Below are 14,441 nucleotides of genomic sequence, written 5' to 3' on the forward strand. Positions count from 1 at the left end.
CGCTTCCAAAACTTGATCGAGTCAGGAGCATCCATGGACAGGACATATTCTCTCGACACGTCGTATGTCGGGAAAAAAACCAGTGAAGATTACGCGCCATTTCCCGGCCCTAACGACCGTACCGACGCACTCGCGAATATTGTCTTTGCCTTTGTGAAATCCAGGGGAATTACAACAGAGGGAGTCATAGCTGTCGCGATTGACGGTCAAGATAACGTTTACGTAGCGTTTTCAGCGGCTCTGCTTGATGCTACAAACAGAATTTGCGGCGGCAATTACTCCACCATCGCAGGTCTTCTGCGTGACCGCATGAAGGGCTACGGCAGGGTAACGCTTTGTCATAAGTTAAATAAAACACAGGCTGGTCAATGTAAGGCGAGCTGCGCGGAGCCAAAGCTTATTGCAAGAATGTATTCTCTTAACGTGAACTTCGTTAGCTTGTGCGTTATTGGTTTCCCCGCAGGAACAACTATGGGCCTTCACCTCTGCGTAGCTTCGAGTGAAACCGCATACCTTACACCGTGCGAATACTGTAAGCATTTTTTCGAGATGTATTACCAGGGTTAAGAACTGATCTGTTCGATCGTTTGCGCGTGCCAGCCCTGTTCGCGCCGCTCGTGCATCGCTTCAGTCAATGCGCCCGCAGTTCGATGCCGACTGGACGGACCTCGCATGGGCAACCCTGCACGCAATTTCGAACGAGCGGCTGAAAGGCATGGCGGCCCGCAAGTTTGTGAAATGGGGGGAGACTAAATCCGTACTTAGGCCACTTTCGCTATCCGCGCAATAGCCGCCTACCTCGGTTCAGCGGTAGGCGGCTATCTGGCGGGCGATTATATCGGCTGTTGCTGAACGCCGATCAGGACGAAGTTCGAATTGCCGTCGATGATGGCTTGCGTACTGCCGGTCTTGCTCGATACCTCCACGTACACATAGGTGGTATGGCCATTCTGATCGACGTATTTGTAGGCATTGGCGCGAACGGTGGCTGTGTTCGAACCATTGCCGTCGATATATCCGCTGCTGGTGAACGCATGGCTGAAGAAATTAGGCATGCCGGGATCACTCTGGTTCGATCCGGCTTCCCTGAAGGTATACGTACCGCTCGAATCGACCGTCGTGGTCCCGGACAGACCACAATTTTCATACTCGACGAAGGTTTTCCCGTTGAGTTCGGCCGGATCGGTCACAGCTGTCAGTTCACCCGATGCATACGCGTACTGGGTGAGCTGCGTCGCTGCTGTGCTTCCCGTACAAAGCTCACCGATCCGATTGCCTAGTTGACTAACGATGCCCGAGAATTTGCCTGCATTGACAAACGACGTTGCTTCGCCGGTCGAATCGATCCTGGCTTGTGCCGAGAACGAGCCGCGATTTGGATCGTCCAGTGAGATGCCGAACGTACCGTCAAGGTTCACCGACGCACCCATCGTCATTGCGGTAAAACCAGGTGTCGTGTAGGCCGTCGCCGAATAGGTTTTCTGGGTCAGTGCCGAGCCCGAAGCAGCCTTCGTTGCGGCATCTTGTTGCGACAGACCAGCAGCCTGAAGGGCCGTTGCATATTGATCCAGCAGCGCGTCATTGGCATCGCCCACGCTGAATTGTGAGTTCAGCGGATTGAAGCCATTGGCAAGCGTCAGACTGCCCGGCAGCGTTGCGATTGCCGCCTGGACTTTCGCCAGCGCGCTCGACAGATTTCCGGCCGTGATAGCACTCGACAGGACGCCCGACGCAGCGCCATCAAGCGCCGATGCATTGCCGTTACCGAGCACGCCAACGATCAGATCGGTCAGCGGCGTCACGTTTGTGGTGCCGGGTGAAGCTGCGGCTGAGTGAAGCGACGATGCCAGTGCTATGCCGTTGGCCTGACCTCCCGCAACCTGCACGACGCAAGGATAATCCGCGGTCTTCAGCCTTGCAGAATATGTACCGTCCGAACCCGTCGTGGCCGATGCTGTTGCCCCCGAAGCGCATGTGAACGACACCGTGCCGCCAACGATGGCCGAGCCGATTGCCGCTACGCCGGTCGTGGTGCTGGTGGAGGTAGAGGGCGAGCCACTACCGCTACTGTTGCCGCCCCCGCATGCAACAAGCGCTGCGCACAAAACTGCACCCAGTGCGACCTTCGTAATCGGCGTATTGAGTTTGCTGTTCTTCACTACTTGTTTTCCTCTGCTGGTGGTGATTGGTTATGAATGAGCGAACTCGATGAGAACCGCGCGCGCCGGCTCGGGCGGGGCACGCAATCTGGAACACTGTCACAGGGACGCAATCGAAGTGCTCTCATTGATGCTTCCAGGAGCCCATGATGCCAATTGAATCGTCAGGTGAAAATTCGAATACGAAAGTAAACGGCAATGAATTGGAAAGCTTTAGCCTGTTCAGATATTCGTTTTTGCGTTTCCGTGCGTTAACTTCGAGACACCTGAAGCCAGCCGCGCCCTACTGGCAGCAGGTCTTTCGGGCCGGTCGCCTGCATCAAGGCGGGCCTTTTTAGAAGTGCGCCGGGGGCTGCACTTTCTGGCCCTGCGTCGCCGTCGCCGCGTGCGTGCACGCCACGCCGACCGTTTACCGCCCGCCGCTCACCGCTGCCCGCCTGCCGAAATCTGGGACGAATGCCCGCAGTTGCCTGTACTTGAACTGTTGTGGGAGATTCATCGGCTGCACGCCACGATTCGACGTGCGCGCCAGATTCGCAGCCTGCTCGGCACTCCACCAGGCACGCCTCCTGCGCCACCAATCCGTGCCGCCTCGCAGGAGGAACCCATGGCGTCCGCCCATACATCCAGGCAGCCACCCGGTGCCGGCTCACACCTTGAGCCGACGCGCGCACAGCGCGCCGCCGGCTGGCTCGGTCTGTGTGCGGTGCCGCTCATCTGGCTGCTGCATCTGGCGCTCGGCGTCACGCTCGTTTCCACGGCCTGCGCCGACGCCGTCGCGCAAGATCCGATGCCAGGCTGGCACGGCACGCAGTGGATCCTCGGCGTCGCCTCGGTCTGCGCGCTCATGCTCGCGCTCGCCATCACCTACGCTGCGGGCCGCGCCTGGCGCAAGATTGCCAACGTCGCGCCCGAAAAGCGCGACGCCAGGCGCTTCATCGCATGGTGCGGCGCGGCCACTTCCGTGGCCTTCACCTTCGGTCTCGCTTTCTCGATCTGCATACTGATCGCGGCACCGATCGAGCGCCTCTGCACGGCCTTCGACTAGGCAACCCGATCCCCGCACTGCAAACGCCGCCAAGCGGCCCGGGCAAGCCGCGCCCGTTGCGCGAACATGCTTTTGCCGACGCCGTCGCGGCCGACAATGCCAGTCGGCACGCGATCGAGAACGAGATTCAGCGAGTCGAATCCGGCACAACGGGTGCGCTTTAAAAGCGGTCGATCATGCCAAACTGCACACCGCGCACAGGCGCGCCCGGCCAGGACGGCGGCAGGCCGGTCACGTTCACACCGCGCAGCGTGTACGTCGCCTCACCGCGATTGCGCAGCCACCCTGCGCTCGCGTAGAGCAGTACGCGTTTCGAGAGGTCATACTCGCACGCGGCGCTGAACTGGTCGGCGTCGTTGTCGGCGCCCGAGAGATCATGCACCCAGGCGTAACCGAGCGATGCGCGAAACCGCGAGGTGACCGCATAGCGCGCCGAGATCGAGACGCCGTTGTTGTGGTTGCGCGGCGTGCCGCCATCGCCGTTGAAGTACGCGAGAAATCCGGTCACCGGCCCGAGCACGTACGACATGCCTCCCAGATTGGCTCGCAGCGCGCCATCGCCGTTTTGCTGCTGATGCGCATAGGACACGCGAAATGGTCCGCGCCGCCACTCGGCGGTTTCGATGTTGCCGGCCAGCCCGTTGATACCCGTGGACGCATCGCGCAGCGAGGCCATCAGCGTGGTCGAGAAACCGTAGATGTCGGGAGACAGATACGTGATCGCGTTGCTTTCGTAAGGCGTGATCTTCGAAAGATTGTTGAGGCCCGAGGCGATCGTGCCCGCACCGAACGCGTCCAGCTGTCCCTTGAAGGGAATATAGATCGGCGAGTATTGCCGCCCCACGCGCACCGTGCCCCACCGCGTGCCGAGTCCTATCCACGCCTGGCGATTGAAGATCGTGTTGGCTACGGCGAAGGTGCCGTCGTTGGAGCCGAAGCCGTTTTCCAGCTCGAACAGTATCTTGATGCCGGCGCCGATATCCTCCACGCCGCGCAGCCCGAATCGCGAGCCGCGATACGCGCCCGAGTCCATGCGCGCGACCCACCCCGCGCCCGGGTTCGTCACCTCGATGCTCGTGTCGAGTGCCCCGTACAACGTGACCGAGCTTTGCGCGTATGCGCTTATGGTGTGCAACGTGCCGAAGGTTGCCGCAGACAACACCGCCCAGGCGCGCGCCGCGCGCAATGTTCGATTCATGAGGGAAAAGCGGGTGAGGCGCACGAGCGGTGCGTCGCATGCTGCATGAATGGCGGCAGGTGCCGTGCTTGTCGCCTGCCGCCGCGCGGGAATCCCGTAAGCCGCGGCGGCCCTGTGCTGCCGGGCGGCCGCGCGTGACTCATTGCTTCGGCAGCGCGTAGGCAATCACGTAATCGCCGAGCTTCGTGCCGAACGAGCCGTGCCCGCCCGCCGCGATCACGACGAACTGGCGGCCGTTCACCGCGTACGTCATCGGCGTGGCCTGGCCTCCCGCGGGCAATCGCGCTTGCCAGAGCCGGTTGCCGTTGTTCACGTCGAAGGCGCGCAGATAGTTGTCCGCCGTCGCGCCGATGAAGATCACGCCGCCCGCCGTCACCATCGGGCCGCCCAGCATCGGCATGCCCGTGCGGAAGGCCACGGGAATCGGCGAGCTGTCACGCGTCGTGCCGATGCGCTTTTTCCAGACGATCTGGTTGGTCTTCAGGTCGACGACGGAGATATAACCCCATGCCGGCTGCTTGCACGGCAGCCCGATCGGCGACATGAACGGATTGAGCGTCACGCCGTAAGGCACGCCATATTGCGGCTGGACACCCGCCTCCGTGCCGCTGCCCTTTGCGCCCGGCTGCGGCTCGATCGGATTGCCCACCCCGCGCGGAATGAGCCGCGAAACGAACGGCAGCGCAATGGGGTTCGCCACCGCGATCTGCCGGTCGGTGTCGATGGCGAGGCCGCCCCACTCGAACATGCCGAGGTTGCCCGGGAAAATGAGCGAGCCTTGCAGCGAAGGCGGCGTGAACGTGCCTTCATAGCGCAACTGGTGGAACATCACGCGGCAGATGAGCTGGTCGTACATCGTGGCGCCCCACATGTCGGCGTCGGTGAGATTCTTCGTCGGCCGGAACGTGAGCTGCGAGAACGGCTGCGTGGCCGAGACGTGGTCGCCAGGCGCCGCGCCCTGCGGCACCGGCATTTCGGGCGCGGGCACGACGAGCGCGCCCGTGCGGCGGTCGAGTACGAACAGGTTGCCCGTCTTCGCAGGCGCATAGACCACCGGCACGGTCTTGCCGTCCTTGTCGGTGATGTCGGCCAGTGTGGGCTGCGAGGGCTGGTCCATGTCCCACAGGTCGTGGTGCACCGTCTGGTAGAACCAGGCGAGCTTGCCGGTCGACGCGTGCAGCGCGAGCAGGCCCGTTGCGTAACGCTCGAGGTCGGGCGTGCGGTCGCCGCCCCAGATGTCCGGCGTCTTCACGCCCATGGGCAGATAAACGATGTCGAGCTTCGCATCGTAGGCGGCCGGCGCCCACGAGTTCGGCGAATTCCACGTGTAGTGCTCGCCCGGCCCCGGAATCTTGTTCGGGTCAGCCGCGCCCGGATCGAATACCCACAGCAGTTCACCTGTGCGCACGTCGAAGCCGCGAATCACGCCCGAGGGCTCGCGGTTCGAGAAGTTGTCTTCCACCGCGCCCGCCACGACGATCACCTTGTTCGTCACGATGGGCGGCGAAGTGGGCTCGTACATGCCCGGCGTCGTGACCGGCATGGCGTGCTGGAGATCGAGGTCGCCGTTGTTGCCGAAGCCCGTGCAGCGTTCGCCCGTCAGCGCATCGAGTGCATAGAGGTGGCCATCGTTCACGGGCAGCAGGATGCGGCGCATGCACGTACCGTTCGCGGCGGCAGGTGTTGCTGCGGCTACGGGTTCGCTCGCGGGCGCAGCGGCTTGCGTGGCCGATGCGGGATCACTGGCTGGCGCAGCCGCCTCGGCGCCCGAAGCCGCCGCAGCGGCCGACGCGGCCACGGGCGTCGTTGCCGTCGCTCCCAGGTCCGCCGCCGCGGCGTTCACGGATGCCGCCGAAAGATCCACGAACGACACGCCCCGGCAGGTCACGTGCTGGAACGAGGGGTCGGCCTGAAGCTTCGGATCGAACTTCCATTTGAGTTCGCCCGTTTGCGCGTCGAGTGCGAACAGGATCTGGTGCGGCGAGCACAGGTAAAGCAGATCGCCGATCTTGATCGGCGTGACCTCGTTGGTGATCTCGACCGGATCGTTGGGGCCTTTCGTGTCGCCGGTGCGGAAGGTCCAGGCCACCTGGAGGTTATGCACGTTCTCGGGCGTGATCTGCTGCAGCGGCGAATAGCGCGTGCCTTGCTGGTCGCGTCCATAGGCAGGCCACTCGGACGGCTCGATGCCGTCGACGTTCGGCGCGGGCGTGGCTCTGACCGCCGCGAGCGAGCCGTTGATCTGCTGCGGGTCGTTGAAATGCGCATAGACGAGCACGCCGCCCCACACGAGCAGCCCGACCACGAGCGAAATCACGCCGAACTGGCGCGGGCGCTCCAGGTGCCAGCTCATGAACACGAGCAGCCAGATGCCGAACACCACCAGCACGCCCGAGCGCGGCACGAGCGCCCAGAAGTCCGGCCCCGACTCCCAGAGGCCCCATATCGCCGTACCGATCAGCACGATCGCGTAGAGCACGAACGCAGAGGGGCTCGCGCGCCACAGCAGCCACGCGAAGACGAGCAGCAGCACGCCCGTCACAACGTAGTACGGCGAGCCGCCAAGCGAAACGAGCCACGCGCCGCCAGCCAGCAGATACACCGCCGTGAGCAATGTGAACAGTACGGAGATGACGCCGATGAAGCCCAGCGGTTTCGATAGTCTGGCCATGATCTCAACCTTCCTCGAAGAATGCCGTCTGCGATGGCGAAAAAAACGTGGCGTCAGAACACGTGCATCATCCCGACGTAGGCGCCCGTTTGCGATTGACCAGCCATGGGGCTGGTCGGCGTGCTCGAGTCGCGCGGCGTGGCGAACACGGAGAACGTACCGTCCTTGCTGTTGTCCACATAAGCGACCGTGCCGTACAGGAACGTGCGCGCACTCAGGTTGTACGTCGCGCCGAGCGCGTAAAGCATGGCGTGGCTCGCGGGGTCGTGCGAGGCGTCGCCACCGCCCTCGCCCACGTGAATATAGAAACCCGCGGCGGTCACCGCCCACTTCGGTGTGGCCTCGTAGGTCGCGCCCAGCCAGTAGTGGTCGGCGGTATCGGAGATGCCGGGCGGCGAATCGGGTGCGGAGTAATGCGTGTACGCAGCCTGGATCTTGAACTTGTGCACGCGCAGGTTGCCGCCCACGAAATATTCGCGCGAGGCCGTGAAGATGTTGGAAAAGCGCCCGCTCGAATCGCGCAGTTCGTCGTAGATGCCGCGCAAATCGAAAAGCGGCGAATGATACGAGAGCATGATGCCGTCCGAGCGGCCGAACTCGCCTTCGGCGCCGGCGTTGAAGTTGCCTGGCTGGTTGCCGAACGAATACTGGCCCTGCACGTCGAGGCCGTTCCACACCGGGCTGTGATATTCGACGTTGTTGCTCGTTTGCTGCCAGTTGCGCCCACGCACGAGCGAGGCCGACGACACCGCCTGCTGCACGAACGGATCGAATGCCCACACACCGTCGCTGTCGATGAAGAGATTACGGCCGGCTTGCAGTTGCCCCCATGTGTCGTTCTTCAAACCCACGTACGCGCGGCGCGACCAGAGCCGGCCGCCGCCCGTGGTGCCGTTCATGATCTGCACGGCGGTTTCGAGGTTGAAGATCGCGGCGCTGCCGCCGCCCAGGTCCTCGGTGCCTTTGAGGCCGAACATGCTGGTGCCCCAGTCGCCACCTTCGGCGCTCCAGCGGGTCGAACTGCCGCCGTTACCGTTCGCGATGTGATTGAGGTATTCGATGCCGCCATCCACGCGGCCATACATCGTGACACTCGATTGTGCGCTCACGGCCGAACTGGCGGCGAGCAGCACCACTGCGCCCAGCGTCGTTTTCACTATGGCTCCCTCGTGGAGTCTTCTTTCCTGGTCCGGTCCATGCCGGGGCGGATCGCGTGGTTGAACGTGCGGACCAGCCGGCGTCCCAGGTCTCACGCCGGCCGCATCGCGCACCAAAAAGCATAGCGCGTGGTGAGAAAAGCCGTATTTTGGCTGGTCGGCAAACGACGTACAGAGTTGCACCGGCGCGACGGCGCCGGTGGCGTCGCGCATATTGCGTGCCGAGCCGCGCCGCGCCATGCGCGGCGCATCGCGCAGGCGTTCGATCCGGCGGCGTAAGGTGACCGACGCTAGCGCGCGTCGTGCCGCGAATCTGCCTTGCCGCCGAGCTTTGCGGCGTCGCCGCCCTGCGCCGGCTGCCGATGGTTGGCGCGCACAGCGTGAAAAACCGGCAAACGCCAGCCGAAATAGAGCGAGGCCAGCCGCAATGCCACGCAGGAAATCACGGCCACCCAGGGCGTCCAGAACGCCGACCAGCCCACATACGTGAGCCCCACCTGCACGCAGGCCCCGAGCAGTGCGGCCGAAGCATAGATCTCGCGCTCGAGAATGGCGGGCACGCGCGAGAGCAGCACGTCGCGCATCACGCCGCCTCCCACCGCGCTCACGATGCCGAGGATGATGGCCGGCTCCGCGCTCTGGCTATATGCGAGCGCCTTCTGCGCACCCGCCGCCGCAAAGAGTCCAAGACCGATCGCATCGAACAGCAGCACGGGATGACGCAGCCGCCGCACCTGCGGATACGCCGCAATGGTCAGTCCCGTAGCCAGCAGCGTGACCGCGAGATAGGCCCAGTTCGCGAGCCCGGCGGGCGGCACCGCGCCGATGCACAGATCGCGGATGATGCCGCCGCCGCACGCCACCATGAAGCTCACGACGACGATGCCGAACAGATCGAGCCGCCGCTGCCGCGCGGCCACGGCGCCGGAGATCGCGAAGGCGAACGTGCCGATCAGGTCGAGTGCCGTATAGGCCGCGTGAGCGTTGAGATGCGCGCCCACGTGGGCCCCGAGTGCCCCGCTCACGCCGCCTCGCTTGCGCGGCCAAGCCACGCGGCGGCCGCGCACAGCATCGCTTCGAGGCCGGCGCGCAAGGTGGGGTCGAGCACTGGCGCGAGCGCCGCCGTGCGCTCCTGCGTCGAGAGTTCAGGATGCTGGTGCAGATGCTTGTAGAGCGCTTCGAATTCAGGCAACAGCGCGTCGATGGCGGGTGCCGCGGTTTCGACCAGATTCGGCATGGACGACTCCCTCATGCGTATTTCATTGTGCAATGTGCGGCGTGCGCGACGCGATCTCAAACACCGTCGATCAGGCTCTGCGCAAGCTTGGCGAGCAACAGGTCGAGCGTCTTGCGCTCGTGTTCGGTGAGCACGGCGGCGAGTTCGGATTCGAGCTTCGAGCCGGCTTTTTCGGAGGCATTCGCCACCTTCGCGCCCTCGGGCGTGACGCGCAGCACGACGCTGCGCCGGTCCTGCGCATGCGTGCCGCGGCCAATCAGGCCACGCGATTCGAGTTCGCCGAGCGTTTTGGAAAGCAGCGTTTTTTCGATGAGCGCGCGCTGCGATACGGCCTTGGGCGTGATGCCCGGCTCGGCGCGGATGATGCGCAGCACGCGCATGGCACGCACGTCGAGATCCCAGCGCTCGCGATAGACCGCGTTGGCGCGCTCCATCAGCAGCGCGCTCGTTTGATCGAGCCTGAAGGTGAGGAAATCTGAATACAAATGCGTGCTCCCATCCGTACGCTAGCTGGACGCCAGTATAGCCAAATAGTTGAAGATTTCAACTATATGGATTCGGCGGAAGCACGATTGAGCGGGCGCAGTTGTGACAACGCGGCGGGCTCCCGTTTTCGGGAAAGCCCGCCGCGCAGGAGGAAGCGTCCGGCGGGGACAGGTGCCCGCCGGAGTCATCGCCGAATCGACTTAGAATGCGTGACGCATGCCCACCGTCACGGCGACCTGCGTATCGGTCGACGAAGGCGAGAGCGTGTTGATCATGGCGTGCGAAAGCACGGAGCCTTGCGGTGCGCCGTGCACGTTCTGGTACACGCCTTCGAGGTAGAAGTCGGTGCGCTTGCTGATCGCGTAGTCCGTTTGCAGCATGGCCGTGTTCCAGCCCGGGTTCGTGCCGTTGTAGGCGCCGTGCGTGTACGTGTACGCACCCGAAACGCTCCATGCCGGCGTGAGCGCGTATTTCACGTTCGCTTCGAAGTTGTCGAGACGCAGCGAACCGGCGAGCGAGCCGGCGGAGTTGTCGTTCGCGCCGAGATAGGTGCCCGTGCCGAACGAGTAGACGCCTGCGGCGTTGTCGATCTGAGAATGGCTCCAGACCAGACCCACCGTGGCCGGACCGTACGTGTAGTTGCCGCCGAGCGACCAGACGCGTTGGCGCTCCGCCAGGAAGTTCGCGCTGGTGTCGCCGGAAGTGACCGCGCCGCTGCCGTTGCCCGCGTTGTTGAACTGCAGGTAGCCGGCCGCGAGGTTCAGCGGACCCTGGCTATACGAAACGGCGAAACCGTACGAGCGGTTGTTGGCGAAGTCGCCGGCCTTGTTGCTGAACGAGTACATCGTCTCGAACGTCACGCCGTACAAGGTCGGGCTCGCGTACTTGACAGAGTTGTTGACGACCACCGAATTCGCGGCGAGGTTGTCGTTCTCGAACGGGTGGGCCGCGAGGTTGCCGCCCCACGTGTTGAATTCCGCCGTGAGCGGGCCTACGAGGTCGTTCATCACGTCGAACTGGCGGCCGAACGTGAGCGTGCCGTACGGATCGCTTTGCAGGCCCACCCACGCCTGCGAACCGAAGCCGAGACCCGAGAACGCCTGTGCGCCGTTGTTGAGCAGGAAGCCTTGCTCGAGCTTGAAGATCGCGTGCAGACCGCCGCCCAGGTCCTCCGAACCCTTGAGCCCGAACACCGTGTTCTGCGTGGAACTACTGTTCATCTGCCAGTTGCTGTGGCCGAACTGGTTGTTCGTGTAGACGATACCGGTATCGATCAGACCGTAGAGGGTCACGCTGCTTTGCGCGTGCGCGGAAATAGCAAAGGCGCTCAGGAGTGCCGCGGCGAGTAGCGATTTTTTCATGTTTTCAAGCTCCGGATTGGGCGGTGGGTTAATGCATCGAAATCAGGCAGCCGGCACCATCGACGTGCAGTCACGTATGCGTCCATTCCACTTCGGTGCAGATTCAGAAGCAAAAAACTATTCGCCGATGATTATTGCGAATCATGCAATTCATCGGTGTTGAAAATGCAACGACAAAATGGAAATCGTGTGGCGAGCGCGGTGCGAATCGAACACCCGCATCATAGGGTGTCGAAAATAAAAATGGTGTCGAAATTCGAACGACGTGGCGTCGATGGCACAACCGCGCCCGGCAAGGCTCGACGTGCGCCGAGGAATGTGCGGGGCGTGAATGTCTCCGGATAAATTACATAATGCTTTCGATGTAACGTATTAAATCCGGCGAGAATGGCCGATTATCCGCATCGAGAATCCCGGGAGTAATCGGCCGTCGGAGCGTGTTGATTGTTCTTCTAATGCGCTCTCTCTTTTGGCTTGACGTGATTCGTTCAGGCGGCCGGCGCAACCGATGCGCCCGCTATTGCGTGGCGCTCCAATGCCTCTGCGACGAATCCCGATGCCTTCATCGTTTCGATAAACGCGCCAAGCGCTTCGGCGGCCTGCGGACCGCGGCGCTTCGCGACGCCCATGGCCTGGCGAATCACCATGAAGCGTTCGTCGAGCAGACGCAAGCCGCCGGCCTTCGCGGCGTCGGCCTCGAGTTGCTGTTTCACGCCCGCGGCCACTTCGAGCTGTTGTTCGAGGAAGGTCCGCACGACGGCAGGCGAAGTCGGTGCGCGCACGATTTCCGCATGCTTCAATTCCCGCGTGAGAAAGAGGTCGTAAGCACTGCCCTTGCCAACGGCCACGCGGTTATGCGGTTGATCGACGTCGGCATGGGTGCGCACCGGCGAATCGTTGCGAACCAGATAGAAGCCTTCGATCAACACATAAGGCGCGGTGAACGCGATCGTCTCGCCGCGCTTTGGATCGATGGCAAAGAAGCCGAAGTCCGCACGTTCATCGCTCACGGCTTCGACCGACTTGCCCGCTGTGTCGAATACGACAAGTTCGAGCGGCACACTCAAATGCTGCGCGAAAGCGCGCGCGAGATCGACGGAAACGCCAAACGGTTCGCCCGACGCTACATCGCGATTCGCGAGTATCGGATTGCCGAGATTGATGGAGGCGCGCAACGTGCCCGTGGGCGCGAAGGCTTTGACGATAGCGGGTTCGATGTTCATGGGGAGCGCGGGGGCGGGAATCGGGCGCTTTCGAGCATATCACCTCGCCCGCCTGCGCGCGCCCACTGTCACCATGCGTTCATGCGTCGATGGCGCTCAGCCCGTATCGCCGCCGGCGACGGGCAAGATCGAGCCGGTGATATAGCTCGCCTCGTCCGAAGCAAGAAACAGGATCGGTGCGACCTGCTCTTCGAGACTGCCGTAGCGCTTGAAGAAGGTCGATTCGGTGACCTGCCGCACCGCTTCGCCCATCCAGGCCTTTTCCTGCTCGCTGTCGCCGGCGGCATTGCGCGGAACGCGGCGCGGCGGCGCTTCGGTGCCGCCCGGCGCCGTGGCGACCACGCGGATATTGTGCTCCGCGTATTCCATGGCCAGCGATTGCGTCAGCGCATTCACGCCGCCCTTCGCCGCCGAATACGGCACGCGGCGAATACCGCGCGTGGCGTTCGACGACACGTTCACGATGGTTCCGCGCCCGCGCTCGAGCAAATGCGGCAGCACGGCATGGCACGTATATAGCGTGGGCATGAGCGAGCGGCGAATTTCGGCATCGATCTGCGCCGGCTCGAATTGCGCGAACGGACGCATGCGGATGGCCCCGCCCACCCCGTTGACGAGAATGTCGATGCCACCGAACTTCTGCGCGGCGAAATCCATTGCCGCCTTCGCGCCTTCATACGTTTCGAGGTCGGCGACGAATCCCGCCGTCTGCGCGCCCTGCGCCTCGGCCGCGACTTCGGCGACGAAATCCGCGCGATCGACGAACACCACCTTGCCGCCTTCGGCCGCCGCGCGCAGCGCCACGCCGCGGCCGATTCCCTGCGCCGCACCGGTGACGACGACGACTTTGCCTGCGAATCGTTGCATGATCATGCCGCCTTCGGGACTGCGTTGGGGGTGAATTTCTCGTAGTGGAAGCTGTAGGGCTTTACGCCTTCGTCGTCGAAATACTTGCGCACGGCGTCCACCATCGGCGGCGGACCGCACAGATATACGTCGACGTCGCCATCGTTCAAGGCGTCGGCGGGAATATGCTGCGTGACCCAGCCTTTTCGCGGGTGCTTCGAATCCGCATCGGCGATAACGGTAGCGAAACTGAAGTTCGGCAGCTTCGCCGCGTATGCTTCGATGGCTTCGACGAGCACAAGGTCGAGGTCGCGCGTCACGCCGTAAATGAGGTGCACCTTCTGCTGAGCATTGGTGCGCGCGAGCACCTCCAGCATCGAGAGGAACGGCGCGAGCCCCGTTCCTCCTGCGAGGAACAGCAGAGGCCGCCGTACGTCACGCAGATAGAAGCTGCCGAGCGGCCCTGTCAAATCGAGCTTCGTGCCCGGTTGTGCCGCTTCGAGCCAGGTGCTCATCACGCCGCCCGGAATTTTCTTGATCAGGAAGCTGATTTTCGATTCGCCCGGTGCGGAAGAGAAGGAATACGAACGATGCTGGCCGCTTCCCGGCACGTCGATGTTGACGTACTGGCCCGGCAGGAACACGGGGCCCGTCGTATCGACGTCCAGTTCGAGCACGACCGCCGCGTCGTTGTGCTGCTCGACCTTCGCCACCGTGGCCGCAAACCTGCTCTGCCCGGTTTTGCACACCGTGGAAGACGCGGGAATCGCGATCACGCAATCGCTTTCCGGCACCATCTGGCAGGTGAGCACGAGACCGCTTTCCTTTTCGTCTTCGCTCAGCGCGTCTTCGATATAGTCCTCGCCCAGGTCGTAGCTGCCGCTTTCCGCGCGGCACTTGCAGGTGCCGCACACGCCGTCCGAGCAATCCATCGGCAGGTTGATGCGCGCGCGAAAGGCTGCATCGAGAACCTTCTCGCCCGCCTTGCATTCGATGAAGCGCGTGACACCGTCTTCGAAATTCAGTGCAATCTTGTAGCTGGACATGGTGTCTCC

The 14,441-nt window shown here is 63.1% G+C and carries 13 protein-coding genes; 2 read left to right on the forward strand and 11 right to left on the reverse strand.

All coding sequences use genetic code 11. The annotated features are described in order from the left end of the window. Positions 1-33 precede the first annotated feature (33 nt). Positions 34-567: a hypothetical protein gene (locus BHE01S_RS37905; RefSeq protein ID WP_157025494.1), complete on the forward strand. Its 534-nt coding sequence runs from the start codon at positions 34-36 to the stop codon at positions 565-567. A gap of 266 nt (positions 568-833) precedes the next feature. On the opposite strand, the gene BHE01S_RS19460 is transcribed toward BHE01S_RS37905, so the two are convergent. Then, entirely contained in the window at positions 834-2,159 is a 1,326-nt protein-coding gene (locus BHE01S_RS19460) for a hypothetical protein (protein ID WP_042266818.1), read from the reverse strand. 607 nt (positions 2,160-2,766) lie between these two features. Here BHE01S_RS19460 and BHE01S_RS19465 point away from each other — a divergent pair. Further along, positions 2,767-3,207 (forward strand): hypothetical protein, encoded by a 441-nt coding sequence (locus tag BHE01S_RS19465; protein WP_042266820.1) that lies wholly within the window; start codon positions 2,767-2,769, stop codon positions 3,205-3,207. 160 nt (positions 3,208-3,367) lie between these two features. On the opposite strand, the gene BHE01S_RS19470 is transcribed toward BHE01S_RS19465, so the two are convergent. The 10 genes from BHE01S_RS19470 to benC all read right to left on the reverse strand — a co-directional run bounded on the left by BHE01S_RS19470 (position 3,368) and on the right by benC (position 14,432). Then, the gene (locus BHE01S_RS19470; RefSeq protein ID WP_084069012.1) at positions 3,368-4,405 is read right to left on the reverse strand and encodes a porin; all 1,038 of its coding nucleotides are present in this window, start codon (positions 4,403-4,405) and stop codon (positions 3,368-3,370) included. 139 nt (positions 4,406-4,544) lie between these two features. Then, positions 4,545-7,076: a glucose/quinate/shikimate family membrane-bound PQQ-dependent dehydrogenase gene (locus BHE01S_RS19475; protein WP_042266822.1), complete on the reverse strand. Its 2,532-nt coding sequence runs from the start codon at positions 7,074-7,076 to the stop codon at positions 4,545-4,547. A gap of 53 nt (positions 7,077-7,129) precedes the next feature. Beyond that, positions 7,130-8,233, reverse strand: coding sequence for a porin (locus BHE01S_RS19480; protein WP_084069014.1), 1,104 nt, complete (start codon positions 8,231-8,233; stop codon positions 7,130-7,132). A gap of 290 nt (positions 8,234-8,523) precedes the next feature. Beyond that, positions 8,524-9,258, reverse strand: a complete 735-nt coding sequence (locus BHE01S_RS19485; RefSeq protein WP_042267000.1) for a trimeric intracellular cation channel family protein — start codon at positions 9,256-9,258, stop codon at positions 8,524-8,526. Further along, on the reverse strand, positions 9,255-9,470 hold the full coding sequence (locus tag BHE01S_RS38690) for a hypothetical protein (RefSeq protein WP_042266823.1): 216 nt from the start codon (positions 9,468-9,470) through the stop codon (positions 9,255-9,257). The genes BHE01S_RS19485 and BHE01S_RS38690 overlap by 4 nt, the downstream gene beginning before the upstream one ends. Positions 9,471-9,526: 56 nt before the next feature. Further along, complete coding sequence (locus BHE01S_RS19495; RefSeq protein ID WP_042266826.1) at positions 9,527-9,955, reverse strand: MarR family winged helix-turn-helix transcriptional regulator; 429 nt, start codon at positions 9,953-9,955, stop codon at positions 9,527-9,529. 201 nt (positions 9,956-10,156) lie between these two features. Then, positions 10,157-11,317, reverse strand: coding sequence for a porin (locus BHE01S_RS19500; protein ID WP_042266828.1), 1,161 nt, complete (start codon positions 11,315-11,317; stop codon positions 10,157-10,159). A gap of 488 nt (positions 11,318-11,805) precedes the next feature. Next, entirely contained in the window at positions 11,806-12,540 is a 735-nt protein-coding gene (locus BHE01S_RS19505; RefSeq protein WP_042266830.1) for an ABC transporter substrate-binding protein, read from the reverse strand. Positions 12,541-12,636: 96 nt separating this feature from the next. Continuing rightward, the gene (gene benD / locus BHE01S_RS19510; protein ID WP_042266832.1) at positions 12,637-13,413 is read right to left on the reverse strand and encodes a benzoate diol dehydrogenase BenD; all 777 of its coding nucleotides are present in this window, start codon (positions 13,411-13,413) and stop codon (positions 12,637-12,639) included. Next, a complete protein-coding gene (gene benC / locus BHE01S_RS19515) occupies positions 13,410-14,432 on the reverse strand; it encodes a benzoate 1,2-dioxygenase electron transfer component BenC (protein ID WP_042266833.1) in 1,023 nt (340 codons plus the stop codon). The genes benD and benC overlap by 4 nt, the downstream gene beginning before the upstream one ends. Positions 14,433-14,441 lie beyond the last annotated feature (9 nt).

Origin of the sequence: Paraburkholderia heleia NBRC 101817 (assembly GCF_000739775.1) — a bacterium.
Taxonomy (GTDB): Bacteria; Pseudomonadota; Gammaproteobacteria; order Burkholderiales; family Burkholderiaceae; genus Paraburkholderia; species Paraburkholderia heleia.